Origin of the sequence: Streptomyces sp. NBC_00258 (genome assembly GCF_036182465.1) — a bacterium.
Taxonomy (GTDB): Bacteria; Actinomycetota; Actinomycetes; order Streptomycetales; family Streptomycetaceae; genus Streptomyces.
In genome coordinates, this window is the sequence record NZ_CP108081.1 from 11,368,154 (window position 1) to 11,388,554 (window position 20,401).

Annotated in this window: 20 protein-coding genes and 1 pseudogene; 11 read left to right on the forward strand and 10 right to left on the reverse strand. The window is 69.6% G+C overall.

Annotation, left to right across the window (positions count from 1 at the left end):
- Window positions 1-6 precede the first annotated feature (6 nt).
- Window positions 7-891 carry an SDR family oxidoreductase gene (locus OG718_RS50405; RefSeq protein WP_328847416.1) on the forward strand — a complete coding sequence of 295 codons (885 nt, stop codon included), beginning with the start codon at window positions 7-9 and terminating at the stop codon, window positions 889-891.
- 227 nt (window positions 892-1,118) lie between these two features.
- Complete coding sequence (locus OG718_RS50410) at window positions 1,119-1,607, forward strand: alpha/beta fold hydrolase (RefSeq protein ID WP_143643107.1); 489 nt, start codon at window positions 1,119-1,121, stop codon at window positions 1,605-1,607.
- Window positions 1,608-1,669: 62 nt separating this feature from the next.
- On the opposite strand, the gene OG718_RS50415 is transcribed toward OG718_RS50410, so the two are convergent.
- The 3 genes from OG718_RS50415 to OG718_RS50425 form a co-directional block, all read right to left on the reverse strand.
- Window positions 1,670-2,299, reverse strand: a complete 630-nt coding sequence (locus tag OG718_RS50415; protein ID WP_328847417.1) for a TetR/AcrR family transcriptional regulator — start codon at window positions 2,297-2,299, stop codon at window positions 1,670-1,672.
- A 126-nt stretch (window positions 2,300-2,425) separates the two neighbouring features.
- A complete protein-coding gene (locus OG718_RS50420; RefSeq protein ID WP_328847418.1) occupies window positions 2,426-2,887 on the reverse strand; it encodes a MarR family winged helix-turn-helix transcriptional regulator in 462 nt (153 codons plus the stop codon).
- A gap of 36 nt (window positions 2,888-2,923) precedes the next feature.
- Window positions 2,924-3,976 carry an ABC transporter permease gene (locus tag OG718_RS50425; protein ID WP_328847419.1) on the reverse strand — a complete coding sequence of 351 codons (1,053 nt, stop codon included), beginning with the start codon at window positions 3,974-3,976 and terminating at the stop codon, window positions 2,924-2,926.
- Window positions 3,977-4,067: 91 nt separating this feature from the next.
- On the opposite strand from OG718_RS50425, the gene OG718_RS50430 reads away from it, so the two are divergent.
- The 5 genes from OG718_RS50430 (at window position 4,068) to OG718_RS50450 (ending at window position 8,872) form a co-directional block, all read left to right on the forward strand.
- Complete coding sequence (locus OG718_RS50430) at window positions 4,068-4,553, forward strand: MarR family winged helix-turn-helix transcriptional regulator (protein ID WP_328847420.1); 486 nt, start codon at window positions 4,068-4,070, stop codon at window positions 4,551-4,553.
- 150 nt (window positions 4,554-4,703) lie between these two features.
- Window positions 4,704-5,000 (forward strand): hypothetical protein, encoded by a 297-nt coding sequence (locus OG718_RS50435; RefSeq protein ID WP_328847421.1) that lies wholly within the window; start codon window positions 4,704-4,706, stop codon window positions 4,998-5,000.
- Window positions 5,001-5,055: 55 nt separating this feature from the next.
- Window positions 5,056-5,700, forward strand: coding sequence for a (2Fe-2S)-binding protein (locus tag OG718_RS50440; protein WP_143643113.1), 645 nt, complete (start codon window positions 5,056-5,058; stop codon window positions 5,698-5,700).
- 5 nt (window positions 5,701-5,705) lie between these two features.
- On the forward strand, window positions 5,706-6,686 hold the full coding sequence (locus tag OG718_RS50445) for an FAD binding domain-containing protein (protein WP_328847422.1): 981 nt from the start codon (window positions 5,706-5,708) through the stop codon (window positions 6,684-6,686).
- Window positions 6,683-8,872: a xanthine dehydrogenase family protein molybdopterin-binding subunit gene (locus tag OG718_RS50450; RefSeq protein ID WP_328847423.1), complete on the forward strand. Its 2,190-nt coding sequence runs from the start codon at window positions 6,683-6,685 to the stop codon at window positions 8,870-8,872. The genes OG718_RS50445 and OG718_RS50450 overlap by 4 nt, the downstream gene beginning before the upstream one ends.
- A 255-nt stretch (window positions 8,873-9,127) precedes the next feature.
- Here the strand turns inward: OG718_RS50450 and OG718_RS50455 are convergent, their stop codons facing one another.
- From OG718_RS50455 to OG718_RS50470, 4 genes are all read right to left on the reverse strand, one after another.
- Window positions 9,128-9,793, reverse strand: coding sequence for a response regulator (locus OG718_RS50455; RefSeq protein WP_143643116.1), 666 nt, complete (start codon window positions 9,791-9,793; stop codon window positions 9,128-9,130).
- Entirely contained in the window at window positions 9,790-11,067 is a 1,278-nt protein-coding gene (locus OG718_RS50460) for a sensor histidine kinase (RefSeq protein ID WP_143643117.1), read from the reverse strand. Before OG718_RS50460 ends, OG718_RS50455 begins: the two co-directional genes overlap by 4 nt.
- Before the next feature lie 122 nt (window positions 11,068-11,189).
- Window positions 11,190-12,044 carry an ABC transporter permease subunit gene (locus OG718_RS50465; protein WP_328847424.1) on the reverse strand — a complete coding sequence of 285 codons (855 nt, stop codon included), beginning with the start codon at window positions 12,042-12,044 and terminating at the stop codon, window positions 11,190-11,192.
- Window positions 12,041-12,979 carry an ABC transporter ATP-binding protein gene (locus OG718_RS50470; protein WP_143643119.1) on the reverse strand — a complete coding sequence of 313 codons (939 nt, stop codon included), beginning with the start codon at window positions 12,977-12,979 and terminating at the stop codon, window positions 12,041-12,043. Before OG718_RS50470 ends, OG718_RS50465 begins: the two co-directional genes overlap by 4 nt.
- A 420-nt stretch (window positions 12,980-13,399) precedes the next feature.
- Here OG718_RS50470 and OG718_RS50475 point away from each other — a divergent pair, with 420 nt between their 5' ends.
- Complete coding sequence (locus tag OG718_RS50475) at window positions 13,400-15,850, forward strand: MFS transporter (protein WP_328847975.1); 2,451 nt, start codon at window positions 13,400-13,402, stop codon at window positions 15,848-15,850.
- Window positions 15,851-16,052: 202 nt separating this feature from the next.
- Here the strand turns inward: OG718_RS50475 and OG718_RS50480 are convergent, their stop codons facing one another.
- The 3 genes from OG718_RS50480 to OG718_RS50490 form a co-directional block, all read right to left on the reverse strand.
- Window positions 16,053-17,027, reverse strand: coding sequence for an Lrp/AsnC family transcriptional regulator (locus tag OG718_RS50480; protein ID WP_328847425.1), 975 nt, complete (start codon window positions 17,025-17,027; stop codon window positions 16,053-16,055).
- 118 nt (window positions 17,028-17,145) lie between these two features.
- The gene (locus OG718_RS50485) at window positions 17,146-17,601 is read right to left on the reverse strand and encodes a MarR family winged helix-turn-helix transcriptional regulator (protein WP_326732737.1); all 456 of its coding nucleotides are present in this window, start codon (window positions 17,599-17,601) and stop codon (window positions 17,146-17,148) included.
- Window positions 17,602-17,713: 112 nt separating this feature from the next.
- A complete protein-coding gene (locus tag OG718_RS50490) occupies window positions 17,714-18,169 on the reverse strand; it encodes a MarR family winged helix-turn-helix transcriptional regulator (RefSeq protein ID WP_143643122.1) in 456 nt (151 codons plus the stop codon).
- A gap of 72 nt (window positions 18,170-18,241) precedes the next feature.
- Between OG718_RS50490 and OG718_RS50495 the strand changes: the two genes are divergently transcribed.
- The 3 genes and pseudogenes from OG718_RS50495 (at window position 18,242) to OG718_RS50505 (ending at window position 20,334) form a co-directional block, all read left to right on the forward strand.
- A complete protein-coding gene (locus OG718_RS50495; protein ID WP_328847426.1) occupies window positions 18,242-19,033 on the forward strand; it encodes an SDR family NAD(P)-dependent oxidoreductase in 792 nt (263 codons plus the stop codon).
- A 240-nt stretch (window positions 19,034-19,273) separates the two neighbouring features.
- Window positions 19,274-20,008 (forward strand): annotated as a pseudogene (locus tag OG718_RS50500) (pyruvate dehydrogenase); the annotation flags it as partial.
- A gap of 203 nt (window positions 20,009-20,211) precedes the next feature.
- On the forward strand, window positions 20,212-20,334 hold the full coding sequence (locus OG718_RS50505) for a hypothetical protein (RefSeq protein ID WP_260695733.1): 123 nt from the start codon (window positions 20,212-20,214) through the stop codon (window positions 20,332-20,334).
- Window positions 20,335-20,401: the final 67 nt, after the last annotated feature.

Below are 20,401 nucleotides of genomic sequence, written 5' to 3' on the forward strand. Positions count from 1 at the left end.
CGGAAAGTGTCCGAAACGGAAGCCGTACACAGCGAAGAGCCGCCCCTGCTCGCGGTGATCGGGGCGGCCGGACTCTGTGGCAGGTATGTGTTGGAGGCGGCGCGGCGAGCTTCGTTCAGGGTCCGTGCGGTCGTGCACGGGCCGGCGGGCCGTGAACGGGTGGCCGCCCTGGGCGCCGACGAGATCGTCGAGGCCGATCTCGCGGAGCCCGACTCCGTCCGCCGGGCGGTGAAGGACGTCGACTCCGTGTTCATGATCCCGCCGGCGTTCCACCCGGAGGAGGACGTCTTCGCGATCAGGGCGCTGGAGGCGGCCGAGAACGCGGGCGCGCGACGGTTCGTGTACCTGTCCGTCCTCCACCCGCACACCCCCGGGCTCCGTCACCACCTGCGCAAGGCCAACGCCGAGGCCGCTGTGCGGGGTTCGGACCTGGACTGGACGATCCTCCAGCCCTCGATGTTCGCCCAGATCGTCCTGTCGACGTGGGGGAGGGCTCCCGCCGGGCAGGTCGACGTGCCGTTCGACGTCGATCACCGGTTCTCCTTCATCGACCTGCGTGAGCTCGCGGAAGTCGGCGTCAAGGTGCTGTCCGAGCAGGGCCACGACTCGGCGACCTACGAGCTGGCGGGACCCACCACCACGCCGGCCGAGGCCCTGCGCATCGCGGGACGTGCCCGAGGCGTGGAGCTCGAGGCGCGGACAATCGACTGGGCAAAGGCGCCGCTCCCGCCAGGGGTGGAGGACGATCCGTCCCGGGGCCCCGACATGCGTGCCATGTGGCAGGACTACGACCGGCACGGCCTGCACGGCAACAGCAACGTCCTGCGGATGCTGCTCGGCCGCGAACCGGCGTCCTTCGCGGAAGCGGCCGCCGCGTTCGACGTCCCCTGAGACCCCGCATCGTGCCCAGGATCACCCGCAATCCGTGACGGCCCGCCGGAAGAACGGGCGGGCCGTTCCGACGGCATGTGCCGGAGCGATCACCTGGATCCCGCCGAGGCGCCGTCGTCCGCCTCCGGCCACTCAGCGGAGATCTCAAAGGAAGTTCGATCGTCTGACGACGTCAACCTGAAGTGGAAAATCGCCACCGTCACCAGCGAAGAAGGAGACGCTGACACGTGTCTGTTTCGAAGAAGGGCCAATTCGGCCGAGGGATGCCGCTTGACGGACGTTGGACCACAGCGGAACGAAAGGACACCCCGCTCCTCGTGGGCCTGCACGGTGGCGGTTACGACAGCCGCTACTTCGACGCGCCCGGTTCCTCACTGCTCAGCCGGGCAGCTGCCGCGGGCTTCCCGGCCCTCGCGCTCACGCGCCCCGGCCATCCCGCCGACGAGGAGTCCGCTCGCCGGCAACCGTCGTTCGCCGAGGCCGCTGTCATCATCGCCGAAGCGATCGCCGATGCCTGGCAGCAGCTGGGCGACGGACGCCCCGGCGTCGTGCTGCTCGGCCATTCGATCGGCGGAGCGATCGCCGTGCACATAGCGACTGCCCGGACACTCACGTGGCCGTTGCTCGGGCTGACCGTCTCCGGTGTGGGTGACGTCATCTCGCCCCGCGCCCAGTGCTCTACGGTCCGGACTGGACGCTGGACAACGGGGCGCTGACCGGGGCCGCCGATGGCAGTCCCTGACCACCGCCAACGCCCACCGCCTGCTGCCCCGCCTGGTCAAGCGCTCGGGGAGCTGACGGGCCGTAGGCCGTGGAGGACGGTGTCGACGATCTGTTCGGCCAGTCCGTCCGGGAGGTCGGGGTCGTGGCGTATGAACGCGCGGGTGAGCAGGGGACCGACGAACATTTCGACAGCCAGCTCCAGGTCGACGTCCGTACGTAGTTCCCCGTTCGTCCGGCCTCGGCGGAGGATCTCCAGGCCGAGATCGCGTCGGGGAGTGATCACGCCGGAATGGTAGGCGGCCCATAGTTTCGGGCTGCTCCTCATCTGGGCGTGCGCGTTGTGGAGGATCGCCGACAAGCCGCTGACCAGGGCGCGTTGGCGCAGCGACTCCAGCAGAACGACCAGGTCGTCGTGCATGGAGGTGCCGGGGAGCTCGGGCTCCGCGGGCTCGGCGGCGCGCATCACGTCGACGAACAGATCCTCCTTGTCGCTCCAGCGCCGGTAGATGGCGGCCTTGCCGACGTCGGCGGAGCGAGCGATGCGTTCGATGGAGACATCAGCCAGCGGAACGCCGTCCTCCAGGAGCTTCATCACCCCCTCCAGGATGGCCTGTTCCACGGCTTCGCTGCGGGGACGACCGCGGGTGGATCCGTACGACGGCGGACGGCTCTCGGCACTGCTCATGGCATCCCGATCCTTTGCTCGCGGTGCGTCGATGCACGTCGCTCGGTCCGCGTCGGGACTGCGTCTCCAGAGCGGCGCTCACCTGTGCCTGGTGACCTGTGTCCCGCGTCTTTCCGCTGTCCGGGGCTAGTTCAACGATCGGCTGTCGACGGCAAGTGCGTCGGGGTTCAGTTCCTCGACCAAGCGGTGGAGCAGCCGGTGAATGGCGTCCTTGTCGTCAGGGGAGAGCGGCGAGGTCGTCTCCGATTCGATCCGACGGGCGATCGACGCCGCACGAGCGGCCGTCTCGTTTCCCTCGGCAGTCGCGAACAGGCACATGCTGCGGCGGCTGGTCGGATGCGGTTCACGCCGCAGCAGTCCTCGCTCGACGAGCCCGCTCACCGCGGCCCCCATGGACTGGGCCGTGATGCCGGAGCGGCGCGCGATCTCCGCGGCGGACACTCCCGGCGTCCAGATGACTTGCTGCAGAGCATTGTGCTGCGCCAACGTGAGGTCCTCCGCGCGCAGCGCCCGTTCCAGTCGTCCGGCGATGATCTGGGAGAACTGCCAGGCGAGATATCCGGTGGTGGGGAACGCCGCATCGGTCACGGCCGCAGTCTACGAGAACGCGGCGTACGGCCCGGGTCAGTCGACTGCTGCACGGCGTGATCCGAGGGCATCACGCCAGAAGAGCAGCGCGGCGGCAACCAGGATCCATGTCACCAGGACGACGATGCCGGCGGTGAGCCCGTCGTTGCCGAAGTGGGACAGGCCCTGGACGGCTCGCACGCCGACTCCCACCGGGAGGATCTCCGAGAACGGATGAAGCCAGTCGGGCAGGTAGGCGGTGGGCAGTGTGCCGCCACTCGTGCTGTTGCCGAAGGTGAACAGGACCACGGCGGCCAGCGACATCCCGGCCCGGCCGAAGAGGCGCATGAACGCCATGGTCGCGCTGCCGACGGCCGCGGCCATCAGGGCGATGACCCCCGCGATGCCCAGGAAGGGTCCCGGAAGTGCCGCGAAGCCCAGGCTCCCGGCTATCACCGCCACCAGGACGCCGGCGAGGACGCTGAAGGCGGCCAGACTGGCCATCCGCCACCGGTACTCCAGCCGGGGAGCCATCTGGTAGGTCATCATGCCGAACAGGAACCCGGCAAGGACGACGCCGAACCCGGCGTAGAACACCGACATGCCGCGGGTGTCGCCCGCCGAGGCCGACACGATGTCCCGCACGGTCAGCCGGTCGCCGTTCGCCTCGGCGACACCGGAGAAGGCGCCGGTGACGGTCGAGGTCACGGAGGGGCCGTTGGCTCCGGCATGGAACAACTCGGCGGACCTTCCGGGGCCGGTGACGTAGGCGGCGTACACCTTCCGGTCCTGCAGCGCGTGGCGGGCCGCGTTCTCGTCGGCGTAGCGCTTCACCTCGAATCCGCCGGGCAGCCCGAGCTCCAGCCCTCCGGTGATCTGCTCGAGCCGCTGGGTCGTCCCGACGACGCCGACCGGAAGGTCGTGCGGCCGCGGGGCGTGAAAGGCGGCCAGGAACACACTGACGAAGATCGAGCCGATGGCCAGCACGATCACGACCGGGAGCAGGACCGCCTTCAACCCGGTGGCACCCTGCGGCGCCGGAGCACTGTCCATCGCGTGGTGATGGGGCGCGTGGCGCGGTTCGACGGAAGTGGTGGGTGGTGTGGGCATGGGAGAGGGCTCTCCATCCGTGATTACAAGGTACCTGATAGTTCTATCATGGAAATATAAGGTACCTTACTATTGATTCCAGGGGCTGCTCATGAGCCGCACTCACGCAGATCCGTCCACACGCATGGGCTACCTCGCGTGGCAGATGGTGCATGTGATGGGAACCCGTCTTGAGAGAGCGCTGCGTTCGCTCGACCTCACGGCGGCGCAGCACAACGCTCTGCAGCACGTGGTCTGGACGCCGGGCATCTCGGCGGCGGAGATCGCGCGTCGGACCGGTATCACTCCCCAGTCCATGGGAGCCGCCGTCAACGCACTGGTGAGCCGCGGCCTTCTGGCTCGCCACGACCACCCTTCGAGCCGTAGAACCGTTCAGCTGACCATCACCGACCGCGGCGCGAAGCTCGCCGATCGGGCGCGGGAGGTCGTGGAGCGACTCGACGGAGAAGCGCTCGTGGTCCTCGCTCCGGCTGAGCGGGCAGTGTTTCATTCCTTGCTGCTCCGCGTGCTCGCCGAGCTCAATCCTGATGCCTTGCCGTCGTCGGACCTGCGTCGTGCGGGCTCCGGCGCGGCGTGATCTCGGTGAGTGAGTCACGGCCTGTCGGCGGGGGCGGGTGGCCGTCCTCCCTGTGGCGGAACTGCATGGGCGCAAAGAGTCGTGTGAGTGTAAAGATGCTTGATGCGCTAACGCTTGCTTGATGTCCATCAGGAGGTTAATGCTGTACCTGTGCTCCGGATCCTGACCCTGATCACCGACGGCCCTTCGGCTGGCAGTGCCGTCTGCTTCCAGCCTTTGGCGGCCGACCGCGACTTCACTCCGGTGGCTCTGTGGCCGGACCGGCGGAACGACCCGGCCATCGATTCGGGTGCGGCCGACGCGGCCGTGGCGCACCGCTTCACGGCCTGCCCCGTCCGGCTGTTGGTCCTGCCGTGCGGTGGCACCCACCCTTCTCGCCGGCACGAGGGAACAGCAGCCGGCCTGAGCAACGGGCGCGCCTTCGTGGAGCGGCACGGCCATGTCTGAGCCCTCGACGACCGACCGCCCCCATCGACCCGCACCCCATTGAGGGAGAGTGGACATGCCCGCCGAACATCCCGTCCAAGCCGAGACTCCTCCAGTCGAGTCCCCATCCGCGCCCACCCGGCGTACCTTCATCGCCACGACCACGGCTGTAGGCGGAGCCGCCGTGGTCGGCGACCTGGTCGCAGGGTCGCCCGCGCTCGCCGCCGAGGAAGCGGGCGCCGTCGAAGCGCCACCTGGCAGCCGTGTCTCCTTGACGGTCAACGGAGTCCGGCGCACCCTCACGGTCGACAACCGCACCTCGCTCCTCGACCTGCTGCGTGAGCGTCTCGACCTGACCGGTTCGAAGAAGGGCTGCAACGCCGGGGCCTGCGGCGCCTGCACGGTCCTGGTCGACGGACGCCGGGTCAACTCCTGTCTGACGCTCGCGGTGCGTCTGGAAGGCGCCGAGGTCACCACGATCGAGGGCCTGGCAAAGGGCGACCGGCTCCACCCGCTGCAGCAGGCGTTCATCGACCAGGACGCCTTCCAGTGCGGTTTCTGCACGCCGGGGCAGATCGTGTCCGGCGTCGGGTGCATCCAGGAGGGGCACACCGGCTCCACCGAGGAGATCCGGGAGTGGATGAGCGGCAACCTGTGCCGCTGCGGCTGCTACGTGAAGATCGAGCGGGCGGTCGAGCAGGCCGCCGGCCGGAAGGGCTGATCCCCATGTATCCCTTCACCTTCACCAAGGCCGCGGACACGCGTGAGGCCCTCAACGCCGGTCGGCGCGGCGGGCGTTACATCGCCGGCGGCACCACACTCGTCGACCTGATGCGGGAGACCGTCGAACGCCCCGACACGCTCGTCGACATCAGTGCGCTCCCGCTGCGCGAGGTCACCGGCACCAAGAGCGGGGGCCTGCGCATCGGCGCCCTGGTCTCCATGGCCGAGGCCGCTGCCCACCCCAAGGTGCGCACTCTGTACCCCGTCATCTCCCAGGCGCTGGAACTGAGCGCGTCGGCGCAGCTGCGGAACATGGCCACCATCGGCGGCAACATCATGCAGCGCACCCGGTGCACGTACTTCCGTGACGTGAGCGCCGACTGCAACAAGCGCGACCTCGGCTCGGGTTGTGCGGCGCTCGAAGGCTTCAACCGCACCCACGCGATCCTCGGTACCTCCGACGACTGCGTGGCGACCCACCCCTCCGACGCCGCCGTGGCCTTCGCGGCACTGGAGGCGACCGTGCACCTGCTGGGCCCGGACGGGGAACGCCGTGTCGCCTTCGCCGACTTCCTGCTGCGGCCGGGCAGTACTCCGCAGCGTGAACAGGCTCTCCGGCAGGGCGAGTTGATCACAGCGGTCGAGATCCAGGCGCTTCCGCGCCCTCTGAAGTCCGGCTATCTGAAGGTGCGCGACCGGCAGTCGTACGAGTTCGCGCTCACGTCGGCCGCCGTCGCACTGCACGTGCGCGGTGGCGTGATCCAGGAGGCGAAGGTAGCTGCCGGGGGAGTGGGCACGGTGCCGTGGAAGCTGCCCGCAGTCGAGTTGCATCTCGTGGGTGAGCGTCCCTCGGAGTCGTTGTGGGCGGCCGCCGCGCAGCAAGCGGCCGTCGGGGCCAGCCCCCTTGCGCACAACGGCTTCAAGGTCGAGCTGCTCAAACGCACTGTCGAACGCGAGTTGCGCATCGTAGGAGGCACCAAATGAGCCCGCAGCCGCAGGCAGCCGTCGGTGCGGCAGAGCCCCGGGTCGACGCACGGCTGAGGGTGACCGGGAAGGCGAAGTACGCCGCCGACAACAGCCCCGACGGGGTCGTGCACGCGGTTCTCGTCGAGAGCAGTGTCGGCCGGGGCCGTGTCACCGGCATCGATGCCCGCGCCGCCGAAGCCGAGACCGGCGTCCTGAAGGTGATCAGTCACCTCAACGCGCCCAGGCTGCCGCCTGTCCAAGGGGGATTCCCACCGGGCCAGCGGCTGCGTCCCTTCCAGGACGACCGGGTCCGGTTCTTCGGACAGCCCGTCGCGGTCGTGGTGGCGACCACACTGGAGAGCGCACAGCACGCCGCGAGCCTGGTGCGGGTCTCCTACGATGCCGAGTCCGTCTCGACGGACATCAGCGTCGCCGAACCCGACGACGACCCGGAGACCTATGCGCGCGGCGACGCCGACGCAGCCCTGGAATCTGCCCCGGTCCGGCTGGACCTGACATACCGGATGGCCCGCAACCACCACAACCCGATGGAGCCGCACGCCACCGTCGCACGCTGGGACGGTGACCGGCTGACCGTCTGGGAGAAGACCCAGAACGTGGTGGGCGCCGTGCGCACCCTGGCCGGCGAGTTCGGCATTGCGCCCGGCAGCGTCCGCGTCATCTCGCCGTTCGTCGGCGGGGCCTTCGGCAGTGCCGCCCGTACCTACGTGCACGCCGTCACCGCGGCCCTGGCCGCCCGCGAAGTGAAACGCCCCGTGAAACTCGTGCTCACGCGCAGGCAGTTGTACTTCGGCGTGGGATTCCGGCCCGCATACGAGTACGAACTGAGCCTCGGCGGCAACCGGCAGGGCCGCCTGACCGCGTCGGCGCACGACATCCGCACCGAGAGCTCCCGCTACGAACGGCACAGCGAACACGTCCTGGAACCGGGCCGGATGCTCTACAGCACGCCCAACGTCCGTCAGGCCTACCGTCACGTCCCGCTGGACGTGAGCACGCCGTGGTTCATGCGCGGCCCCGGCTACGCCAGCGGCGCCTTCCCCGTCGAGTCGGCGATGGACGAGCTCGCTCACGAACTGGGCCTGGACCCGATCGAGCTGCGGCTGCGCAACGAACCCGCCGACGACGAGTCCACCAGTCTGCCCTTCTCCACCCGTCGCCTGCGCGAGTGCTACCGCGCGGGCGCCCGCGAGTTCGGCTGGCACCGGCGCAACCCCGAGCCCCGCTCGGTGCGCGACGGCGACTGGCTTATCGGTATGGGGATGGCCGCCGGCGTCTACGACACCCAGCGCAGCGCGGCCCAGGCCTCGGTCCGGCTCGACGCCGACGGCACCGCCCTGGTGCAGTCCGCGACCAGCGACATGGGTCCCGGCACGGCCACGTCCATGAGTCAGGTGGCCGCCGACGCCCTCGGCCTGACCATGCGTCAGGTGACCTTCCTGCTCGGCGACTCCCTCATGCCCCCGGCCCCCGTCCACGCCGGGTCGCAGACCATGGCCAGTGTCGGATCCGCTGTCCAGGACGGCTGCGACAAGCTGCGCAAGCAGGCGATCACGCTCGCGGTCGACGACGAGGACTCCCCGCTGTACGGAGCCGACGCCGCCGACATCGTCGTACGAGGCGGCCGGCTGTATGTGAAGGACGAGCCCACCCGCGGGGAGACGTACCGGCGGCTGTTGGCCCGCAACAACCGCACCCACCTCGAAGCGATGGGCTCGTACGCCGGGGCGCCGGAATCGGAGAAGTTCTCCTTCTACGCCTACGCCGCGACGTTCGCCGAAGTCGCAGTCGACGCCCGCCTCGGCCTGGTACGGGTACGGCGCATGGTCGGCGTGTACGACGCCGCCCGGATCATCAACCCGAGGCTCGCCGACAGTCAGGCCATCGGGGCCATGACCGGCGGTATCGGTCATGCCCTTCTGGAGCACACGGTCACCGACCACCGCGACGGCAGGATCGTCAACGCCAACCTCGCCGACTACCTCGTGCCGACACACGCCGACATGCCTGAAATGAAGGCGATCTTCGTCGAGGGGGAGGACTACGAAGCCGACCCGATCGGCGTCAAGGGACTCGGCGAGATCGTCATCGTCGGGGTGGCGCCCGCCATCGCCAACGCGGTCTTCAACGCCAGCGGCCGCCGCATCCGCGAACTGCCCATCACCGCCGAAGCACTGCTCTGAGCCCCCGGGTGGCCGGTGCACTCACCCGGCCACCCGGGCTCCCAAGCGTCCGGCGGCCTGCGACGCCGCACCGTCGGACACCGGGGCCGCCGCCGTGTCCTCCTCCCCCGAGGCGCGGCGGCGGTCTACGGGCTGTGCCGAACACACTGATGCTCCCCGCGGGCTACGTCGGCCTGGCGATGGTGCCGTAACCCCCGCACGCTGTCAGGCAGCGCAGCCGACGGGTACCCGGCGCACCGAATGGTGTGCGGTCGGTCATGCGCCGGGGTGGGCGTAGCCGTTCTGGTAGGCGATCACGACGAGTTGGGCGCGGTCGCGGACGCCGAGCTTGGTCATGATGCGGTTCACGTGGGTCTTGGCGGTCGAGGGCGAGATGTGGAGCTGTTCGGCGATGGTGTCGTTGGAGAGTCCGGCGGCCACGAAATGGAGCACTTGGCGCTCGCGGTCGGTCAGCGCCGTCAGCTCCGGGGTCGGAGTGCTCGTCCTGTCGGGTGAGGCGAGGTAGTGGGCGATGAGTGTCCTGGTCGCCCTGGGTGACAGCAGCGCCTCTCCGCGGGCGACCAGCCGGATGGCGTCGAGGAGGTAGGAGAGTTCCACGCCTTTGCCGAGGAACCCGCTGGCCCCGGCGCGCAGCGCGTGGAAGACGTGCTCGTCGGCTTCGAAGGTCGTCAGGATCAGCACCCGGACGCCCGCGAGGTCTTCGTCCGCGGAGATGGCTCGGGTGGCTGCGAGGCCGTCCATGTCCGGCATCCGGATGTCCATCAGCACGACGTCGGCACGGGTACTTCGGGCCAGGGCGACCGCCTCTTCGCCCGTCGCCGCCTCTCCGACGACCTCCAGGTCCGGCTCCGACTCGATGAGCATGCGGAAGCTGGTGCGTACGAGGGCCTGGTCGTCGGCGAGCAGAACGCGGACGGTCATCCCTGCCTCCTCCCGTTGGCGGCGGTCGTCGGCAGGGCCGTGCCCGGCCAGTCCGACGTGCGAGTGTCGGTCGGCGGTCCGGCCGCGGGCAGCGGTAGATCCACAGCGAGACGGAAACGGCCATCGGCGTCCGCACCGGCATGGAGGCTGCCGCCGACCGCGTGGGCGCGCTCGCGCATGCCCGTCAGCCCGTGCCCGGTGCCCGTGGAGGCCGACGCCGGGTACGGGCCGACGTCCAGGGGGTTGGTGATCCGGATGTGCAGTTCGTCGTGCCCGTAGTCGACGAGCAGTTCCGCCTCGGCGGCGGTCGCGCCGTGCTTGTGTGCGTTGGTCAGCCCTTCCTGGATGACGCGGTAGGCGGCCAGGTCGATCGCGGTCGGCAGCGGGCGCGGAGGGCCGGAATTTCGGTGGCGGACGCTCAGCCCGGCGGCGGTCAGCGATTCGAGGAGCCCTCCGAGGCGGGACAGGCCGGGCACAGGCTCGGTCGGTTGTGTCTCGTCCGTCTTCTCGTCATCGGACTGGCGCAGTACGTGCAGCAGCGGGCCCAGTTCGTCCAGCACCGTGCGGCCGGCGTCACGGATGTGACCGAGCGCCACCTCGGCCTGATCGGGCCGGCCTCGCAGGAAGTGACCTGCGACCCCTGCCTGAATGGTGATCAGGGCGATGTGGTGGGCGATCACGTCGTGGAGTTCCCGCGCGATGCGCAGCCGCTCCTCGGCGACCCGGCGGCGCGCCTCTTCTTCCTTGCCCGCCTCGGCCCGCAGCGCTCGCTCCTCCATCGCGGCGGCGTAGTCGTGCCAGGTGCGTACGGTGGCCCCGACTGCGGCGAACATCCCGGTCCAGGCCAACACGGCACCGGCCTCAGGCCCGGCGGCCGAATCCGTCGCATAGGTGATGACCGCGTACAGGGAGAGGGCCGTGCCCAGGACGGCGATCAAGGCGATCCGCCGGCGGACCGTTCGGGCCACGGTGTAGACCGCGATGAACGCGGCGATCTTCAGCACCCGCGACGGATACGACGCGAGGACGGTGAAGGTCACCTCTCCGAGCACTGTCAGCGCCAGGACGGGCAGTGGCGCGCGGCGGCGGGCCAGCAGAAGCAGGAACGCGGCCGCCGCGGCGACGGCGTCGGCGCCCGACGGCCGTACGCCGTCGGGCCACCGTCCGAACAGCAGGGGCAACAGGCCGACACCGCCCACGAGGGTGGCGAGGGCGGCATCCAGCAGGCGCGGGTGAGCGCCGGTCACCCGTTGCAGCGACGCCGGTCCGATCACGGCTTCACCGTTCCTTAGTACAGATCCTCAGTACAGATCCCCGGTTTCGGACAGATGTGGCCGTCTGTCCTCACGCCTGAAGGCGTACGAGCGGGTTGACGGCGTGACCGCGGCGACCGGGATCACGCGTCGCGTCGCTTGAACAGTACGGCCGCGCCGGCCAGGAGCACGACGATGTAGACGGCGAACACCGCGAGCCCGGACCCAGGGGACAGCGAGTCACTGGCCGTCCGCACCGTCATGACCGCGTTCGCCGCGTTCGACGGCAGATACGGCCCGATGGCGTCGTTCCAGCTGCTGGGCAGCAGCTGGATCAGGCCGGGCACCACGAACAGCGAGCCCACCACGAGGGTGATCGCTCCGGCGGTGTTGCGCAGCAGGACGCCGACCGCCAGTCCGATCAGCCCGGCTCCGGTGAGGTAGACCGCCGCGCCGACAAGCGCCCGGAACACCCCTGGATCGGACAGTGCCGTGGTCTCCAGACCGCGGGAGGACATGACCGACTGACCGGCCAGGAAGGCCCCCAGGACCGCGACGAGCATGAGCGCGAAGCTCACCACGGCGAAGACGGTCACCTTGCCCCACAGCACAGGCAAGCGTGAGGGGACCGCGGCCAGCGTGGCGCGGATGGATCCGGTGGCGTATTCGCCGGCGCTCATCAGAACCCCGAGCACCGCGACGGCCAGCGCGGCGAGCATCACCCCGCCCAGGCTGATCGAGGTCGGGTCACCGAAATCGTCCTCTCCCGGGCCGTCTCCCGAACCGACCACACTGCTGAACAGCAGCCCGAAGCCGATGACCAGGGCCACGGTGATCGCCAGCGTGTAGAGCGTCGAGCGCAGCGACCGCAGCTTGATCCATTCCATGTGGACGACCCGCGGAAAGGTGACCTGCTGACCGCCCGCGTGCCGACCGGCGGTCTCGGTCGGCTTCCGTGAGTCCTGTGCGTCCTGGGTGTCGAGGGCGGTGGTGCTCATCGGTTCGTCCTTCCGGCGGTGGCGAACTCGGCGGTGGTGGCGTGGTATTCGACGGAGTCGCGGGTCAGTTCCATGAACGCCTCCTCCAGCGACGCCTCCTGAACGAACAACTCGTGCAGCACCAGCCCGGCGGCCGCGGCGCGTTCGCCGATCTCGGAGGCCTCCAGCCCTTGGACGTCCAGCACACCGGGCCGGCTGCTGCTGACCGAGACGCCGTCCCCCAGCAGAAGGTCACGCAGGGACGCGGCCTGCGGCGACTGCACTCGCACACTCCGGCCGGCGGACTGGGCGATGAAGTCGGCGAGTGGGCCCGCGGACAGCAGCCGGCCGCGCCCGATCACGATGAGGTCCTCGGCGATCAACGCCATCTCGGTCATCAGGTGGGAGGAGACGAAGACGGTCCGCCCCTGGTCCGCGAGGTCCTTCAGGAGGTTGCGGATCCACAGCACGCCTTCGGGGTCGAGGCCGTTGACCGGCTCGTCCAGCATGACGATGTGCGGGTCGCCGAGCAGTGCCGAGGCGATGCCCAGCCGCTGTCCCATGCCCAGCGAGAAGCCGCCCGCACGCTTGCGGGCCACCTCCGTCAGACCGACCATGTCGATCACCTCCAGCACCCGCTGCCTGCCGATGCCGTTGCTCGCCGCCAGCGCGAGCAGGTGGTTGTACGCCGAGCGACCAGGGTGGATCGCCTTCGCCTCCAGCAGTGCCCCGATCTCCTGCAGCGGGGCCTTGTGCTGCTCGTAGGGGCGGCCGTTGACGCGGATGGTTCCGGACGACGGCCGGTCCAGTCCCATGACCATCCGCATCGTCGTCGACTTGCCCGCCCCGTTGGGCCCGAGAAATCCGGTCACCACTCCAGGGCGCACGGTGAAGCTCAGTGCGTCGACCGCGAGCTTGTCGCCGTACCTCTTACTGAGGTTGTTCACCTCGATCACAGTCCACCTCCGTGTTGCTTTGGGCCTCCAGGCTCGTTCAAGGGGGTCGGTCTTCGCGTCGCCCTGCGGCGGTCACTGCCTGTACCACGACCGCGGTACGCCGCTGTCGGCGGCAGCGACCTTGGGGTGACGCTCGTCGTCGCCCGCTGTGATCGAAATTCCTGGGCGGGCCCGGAGTCAGGGTGAGGGCTTGCCCGTACTGGGCTCCAAAGCCGTCGGCCCGTCGGAAATCCTCAGCGAGACCGCTCCGGGTGTCGGTTTTCCGGGTTCTGGAGACGGTGGCTGGCTCGGGAGGCAGGAGTGGCCGGAAGGTGTCGACCTGTCGGTCGAGTGCGGCCCCGCCGCGCCACAAGGGAGAGTTTCGTGAACGTCGCGCCATCGGTGAACGAGCCACGAGAACGGCAGGTGGCCACAGTGGTCATGGCCTGTCTCGGAATGTTCGTTGCCTATCTGCCGGTGACCACCGTCTCGGTGAGCCTGCCCACCATCCAGAGCGCGTTGCACGCGTCGACCTCCCAACTGACCTGGGTCTCGTCCGCGTTCCAGCTCCCCATGGCCGCTTTCATCCTGACCGCCGGGGTCTTCGGAGACGTACACGGCCGCAGGAAGGTGTACCTGACAGGCCTCGCGCTGGCAGGCGCGGGAGCCGCGATCGCACTGTCGGCACAGTCGATCGAGGTTCTGTGGGTCGGTCAGGCGTGCGCCGGGCTGGGCGCGGCCGCGTTGCTGCCGTCGACGCTGGCGCTGATCAGCCATGCCGTACCCGATCCGCGCAAACGTGGCACGTTCGTCGGGCTCTGGGCGGCGTCCCTGATGGCCGCGCTGGCCGTCGGCCCCTTGATCGCCGGTGTGATCCTCGACCACACGACCTGGCGCTGGATCTTCCTGCCGGCCATACCGGTGGCGGCCATCACCCTGGCGGTCGCGGCACCCCTGGTGAAGGACTCCCGCGCGCCCGGTGAGCGTCGGCTGGACTGGCCCGGTCAGATCACCGCGGCGGTGACGATCACCGCGCTGGTCTACGGCGTCATCGAGGGCGGTGCCGCGTCGTTCACCGAGGGCCGGGTGATCGCGGCCCTGTCGGTGGCCGTGGTCGGTGCCATCGCCTTCGTCCTGGTCGAGCGGCGCAGCGCCGACCCGATGCTCGACCTGTCGCTCTTCCGTAGCGCGGCCTTCAGCGCTACGGCACTGATCGCCATGATCACGTTCCTGGGGCTGATCGGTTTCTTCTTCGTCCTCAGTCTCTACCTCGGCCTGGTGCAGCGCCTCGACACTCTGCACGCGGGTTACCGGCTGCTGGTCGTCAGCGTGATGTCCCTGGTCGTGGGCGCGCTGGCAGGCCGCCTCATGCACCGGATCCCGCCCCGATTCATGATCACTACCGGCCTGCTGGTCACCGCGGGGTCGCTGCTGTCCCTGACCGCGATCGACGCCGGGACCGGCTTCGGCCCGCTGGCCTGGCGGCTGGCCCTGCTCGGCCTCGGCCTCGGACTGGTGATCACCCCGATGACCGCCACGGCGGTCGCGGCGGTGCCGCACCACCTGGCCGGTATGGCGGCGGCGGGCAACAACGCCTTCCGCCAGGTCGGCGCTGTGCTCGGCCCGGCCGTGCTGGGCACCCTGCTGACGACGAAGAGCGCCGACACCCTGCCCGGCCACCTGCGCGATGTCGGCCTCACCGGGGCGGCGGCCCACCGGATCACCGACGCCGTGGACGCGGGCGGCCTGGGAGCGGCGGCCCATGTGAACCTCGGCCAGGACACAGGTCGGGCCATGGGCGCGTTGGGTGAGGCCTTCCTCGACGGCCTCTATCTGTGCCTGATCGTGGCCGCTTGCCTGGCCCTGGTTGCCGCACTCGTCGGCGCGGTACTGCTGCGAACTCCGCAGCACACCATGACACCTGTTGCCGGCTCTGCGGATCAGGTGGCACCCGAGGACGCCGGGCCTTCCGCCGAGTCCGAGTCCGAGTCCGAGTTCGCGCCGGAGCCGGAGCCGGAGCCGGTGCTGGTCGGTGCCCATGCCGGGGGGTGGTCGGGCGGGCTTGAGCAGCGGCTGGGCGCGGTCGGCTCCGCAGCCGGGGCTGACACGTGGGTCCCTGATGGTGGACGGGGTCCCGCCCTGTACGGCCGGACACTCGAGACCGGAGGGGAGGCCGTCGAGGGAGCCACGCTGACACTGATCTCACTGGGTGGGCGACAGCTGGGCCTGGCCGTGGCCCATCTCGGAGGCCGTTACCGTCTGGACGCACCGAGCGCGGGATCGTACGTGCTGATCGCGGCGGCCCAGGGCCACCAACCGCAGGCGTCCACCGTGGTGGTGGGGGAGGAGCCGTTGTCGCACGACGTCCTGCTGTCCGCGAACAGCGGGTTGGCCGGCACAGTGGTCACCGCCGGAGACGGGGCGCCCGTGCAGGGTGCGACGGTGGCGGTGACGGACGCGCGGGGAGAGGCGCTGGCGGCCGAAACGACCGACGCGGCAGGCGCGTTCGCGTTCGGAGAGCTGCCGCAGGGTGATGTCACGGTGATCGTGAACGCGGCGGGGTTCCGGCCCGCCGCTCTTCCGGTGCGGGTGTTCGGCCCTCGACTCGCCCGTCTGGACGTGGCGTTGTGGCCGGGGGCAGTGCTTCGGGGCACCGTGCGGGCGGGTGCCGATCGCCGGCCGCTGACCGACGCGCGGGTCACGCTCGTGGACGAGGCGGGCAACGTGATCGGCACGGCGACCACCGGGCCTGACGGCGGCTATGTCTTCGCCGACCTGGACGCGGGCGACTACTCGGTTGTCGCCGGCGGATATCCGCCGGTTGCCGCGCCGATAGCCGTGGACGGGCCGGGACGTGAGTTCGACCTGGAGCTGGCTCATCCGGAGAGCTGATCCGGTCACCTGATCAGCGCGGCCCTCCGAGAGGCAGGCCGGCAGAACGTACCGGGCCGGGTCGCACCGAGGGCATGGAGCGGCCGGTACCGGTATGGGGCGCGTCCGTGGGGACGGGAAGGCGCCCGCGCGTGGTCCGGGACCCGTACTCCCATGGGTCCCGGACCGCGACGCGCCGATCTCGGCGCGATCGCGTGCCGGGTCAGCGGTTCGGTTCGTAACTGAGTTGCTTGACCTGGCGCAGGATGAGAGCCGACTCCACCGCCTGGATGCCGCTGAGGGCACCGATCCTCTCGCTCAGGTAGGTGTACAGCTCGTCGGGGCTCCGGAAGTGGACGGAGGCGACGATGTTGGCCTGACCCGTGGTGGCGGAGGCGAAATGCACCTCAGGGTGTGCGGCGAGGCTGCGGCCGACGTCGGCGAGTGCGCGGGGTGCCACGGTGAGCCAGAGCATCGCGCCGACTTCCTGCCCGAGAGGCCCGTGGTCGTACTGCACGTCGAAGTACAGCACGCCGGTCGAGCGCAGGGTCTCGAGCCGCCGTGTGACCGCCGACTCCGACTGGCCTGTGGCCTTCCGCAGGTCGGTGAGGGTGGCCCGGCCGTCGCGGCGGAGCATCGCGAGCAGCGCCTTGTCGGCCGCGTCCAGAGTGACAGGGACATCGAGCGACACCGGAGTCGGCAGTCGCAGAGCGGCCTCCTGGCCGGCGGTGAGCGCGTTGGACTTGTTCAGCCGGCCCAGTGGGCCGCCGTAGAAGGAGTGCAGCAGGCAGTGGGCGGTCACCGTGACGATCTGCCGGGTGCGCTGGAGCCGGTCGAAGAGCAGTTCGTCCCGCTCCTTTCGGCTGCGTGGTTTCATGCCGCACACGACCTCGGTGCCACCGGAGATGAGATTCACGTAGAGCGTGTCCGGGCGCTTGGCGAGTGCGTCCGCGAGCTGTTCCGCCACGTCCGGGGGGCAGTGCATGCGTACGATCCAGCTCTGGCGGCCGAGGCGGTTCTCGTCCGTCATGCCCAGCACCCGCACGTTGACGGTGCTGCGCAGCCGTCGGTACCGCCGGGCGACGGTCTGGTCGGAGACCCCGAGGACGGCGGCGATACGGCTGAAGGGGGCGCGCCCGTCGAGCTGCAGCGCTTGCATGATCTGGAGGTCTAGGGGATCGAGTGTGGGGACGCCCACCGGTTCTCCTTGGGTCAGGGGCGGAACGCGCCGCTGGAAGCGCGGAACAGCACGGGCGGTGATCGGCGCGCTCGGCGCAGCCGGGCACGGGCCCGCTTCCCCTTTGGAACGGGACCGGTCAAGGCGCCCGGACCGCGTCAGCCACCTCATCGAGGAGTGCCCTCAGCTGCGAGGTCTTCTCGGGACCGAGCTTCTCGGCGATCTGCTGTTCGATCTCCACGATCACGGCATCGGCATCACGCAGGATCTCGCGGCCGGCGTCGGTGAGGTGCAACTCCTGCACGTGGCGGTGGCGCGGGTGCGGTCGGCGTTCCAGGTGGCCGCGCTCCTCCAGGCGGGTCACCTGGGAGGCCACTGCCTGCGGGGTGACGTTCAGGCGGCGGGCCAGTTCTGCGCCGGTCAGACCTGGATCGGAATGGACGTTGATCAACAGGGTGTACTGTGCGGCCGCGAGACCCAGCGGTCGCAACCGCTGATCCTTCCAGGCCTGGGCAGCCCACTCCGCCCGCCGCATTGCCCAAGTCACCCGGTCCAGTGCGTCGGCAGCGATCAGCCCGTCATCATCGTGTCTCACGCGGCGAGAATACGACACCTGGGCATATGTCAAACGCCTGATCACAGCCAACTGCCTGACCACTGATCCTTAACTGCCTGACCACTGGTCCTTCTTGAGGGCCTGCCGCGGCTCAGTCCTCGCGAACCGTCTCGGCCACCCGGTCGAGCAGCCCCCGCAGTTGGGTGCTCTCCTCCGGGCCGAGACCGTCGATGATCTGCAGCTCGATGCCGGCGATCACTTTGTCGGCCGCGCGCAGAATCTCGCGCCCGGTGTCGGTGAGGTGCAACTCCTGCACGTGGCGGTGGCGCGGGTGCTCGCGTCTCTCCAGCTGCCCGCGGCTCTCCAGTCGTGCCACCAGTGAGGCGACGGCCTGCGGGGTTACGTTGAGGCGGCGGGCCAGCTCGGCGCCGGTCAGCCCAGGGTCGGAGTGCACCGACATCAGGAGGGTGTAGTGCGAGGCCGCCAGGCCCAGCGGGCGCAGCCGCTGCTCCTTGAGTGCCTGTACGGCCAGTTCCGCGCGGCGCAGCGCCCAGGTCACCCGGTCAAGAGCGTTGGGCTCGACGAGCTCCTCATTGTTTCGTATCACGGGAGAAGGATATGACACTTCATAACCATCAAGCGTTTGACAGTACTCCAGTGCTTGAATAACACTGGGTTCATGACTCGTACCATCGCTTTGATCACCGGCGCTTCCTCCGGCATCGGCGCCGCCTACGCCCGGCTCCTGGCCGGCGACCACGACCTCGTCCTGGTGGCGCGACGCGCCGACCGGCTCGCCGACCTCGCCGAGGAACTTCGTACCCATGGAGCAGCCGTCGAGGTGCTGCCCGCCGACCTCATGACCCACGACGGGATCACCGCTGTCACCGACCGTCTGGCCGCCGGGGACGTACGCACGCTGATCAGCAACGCCGGCGCCGGCGGCTACGCCCCGCTCGCCGATGTCGAGTCGGCCGACATCGACCACCTGCTCACCCTCAACGCCGTCGCTCCCGTCCGGCTGGTGCACGCCGCGCTTCCCGGAATGCTCGCGGCAGGCGAAGGCACCATCGTCACCGTCGCCTCGCTCCTCGCCTTCAGCGCGGGTCTCACGGACCCGCGAATGCCCCGGCGCACCCTGTACGTCGCCGCGAAGGCCGCCACCCTGGGCTTCACCCGCACCCTCGCCAACGAACTCGCCGACACCCCGCTCCGCGTCCAGGTGCTGTGCCCCGGCGTGGTGGCAACGGAGTGGAACAGCGGCGCCGGCTACAACATCCCCTGGGCGATGACGCCCGAGGACGTGGCATCGGCCAGCCTGGCCGGGCTGCGCCTGGGTGAGACCGTCTGCGCCCCCGGTCTGGAGGGTCAGGACTCCGCCCTGGAGGCCTTGCTCGCCGCGGAGACCGCCTTCGGCGGGGGTGGCAACCAGTCGGCACTCGCGGCTCGCTACGCGGCTCCGCGCGCCTAGGGCAGTCATGGTCGGCGGGCAGGTGGTCGCTTCCTGCCCGCCCGGCGAGACTATCTCAACTCTTGGCGCTGAGTCATGAGAATGACACGGTAGATTCCACGCTGTTGTCCCAAGTGTTGACTGGATCAATGTCTCATAACTAACTTGGCTCCAGTTCAAGAGCGGCTGAGTGGACCGCTCACGCGCTGATGGTCAGGTGGCCTCTGCGAAGTCGCCGCCGACCGCAGGAGTTGGTCAGTCATGAGCAGCCCAGTAACAACGCCGCCCGACACTCAGGACGACTTCGGCGTTCTGCGCGAGGTGGAGAGCAGGGTGCTCTGGCTGTCATCTGCGCTCACCCACCACGCGAACCGTGTCCGCACGAATCCCTCGGGACGCAAGGTGGGCGGGCGCCAGGCGTCGTCGGCGTCCATGGTGTCGATCACGACCGCGCTCTGGTTCCGGCATCTGCGGCCGCAGGACCGGGTGTCGGTGAAACCGCATGCGTCGCCCGTACCGCATGCGTCGCCCGTGCTGCACGCGATCAACCACCTGCTGGGCGAACTGGACCCGTCCTGTCTGCCGAGGCTGCGCGAGTTCGGCGGCCTGCAGAGCTATCCGAGCCGATCGAAGGATCCGGACCCGGTCGACTACTCGACCGGGTCCGTCGGCATTGGTGCGACCGCGCCGATCTGGGGAGCGCTCTCGCGGCGCTATGCCAACGCCACGGTCGGCGACGTGGGTGCCGGTCGGCAGTTCTCGTTGGTGGGGGACGCTGAGCTGGACGAGGGCGCGGTGTGGGAGGCGGTGCTAGATCCCGCCGTCGGCGAACTGGGAGAGGTGGTCTGGGTCGTCGACCTGAACCGTCAGTCGCTGGACCGGGTCGTGCCCGACATCGCCGCCGAGAGACTGCAGGGCATGTTCAGCGCGGCCGGCCGGCAGGTGATCACACTCAAGTACGGGCGGCGGCTTGAGGAACTGTTCACCCGGATCGGCTGGCTCGGGTCGGGGTCCCGGCGAAGGTGGTGTGTGCCACCAGTCCCGACCTCCTGCACCGGGCGGTGCGTGCCAGGCAGGACCACGAGCGGGCCGAGTCCTGGGTGCTGGACCAGGTCTTCCCGGCCGAGCGCGCCACACCTCTGGTCACGGCCCTCGACGGCCATCCGCACACCCTGGCCTTCCTGGCCACCGTTAACCGTGTGCCTGTTTCCTCCCTCGGCGTGACGCGGTTCGGGCAGTCCGGATCGATCGAGGACGTCTACCGGCATCACAGGCTCGACGCGGACAGCATCGTTCGTGCCGCCGTCGACCTGACTGACTGAGCAACAAGAGTCTTGTTAGCTATCAAATGCTTGACAGTAGCCAGCAGGTTGATAATCTGGTACTTGC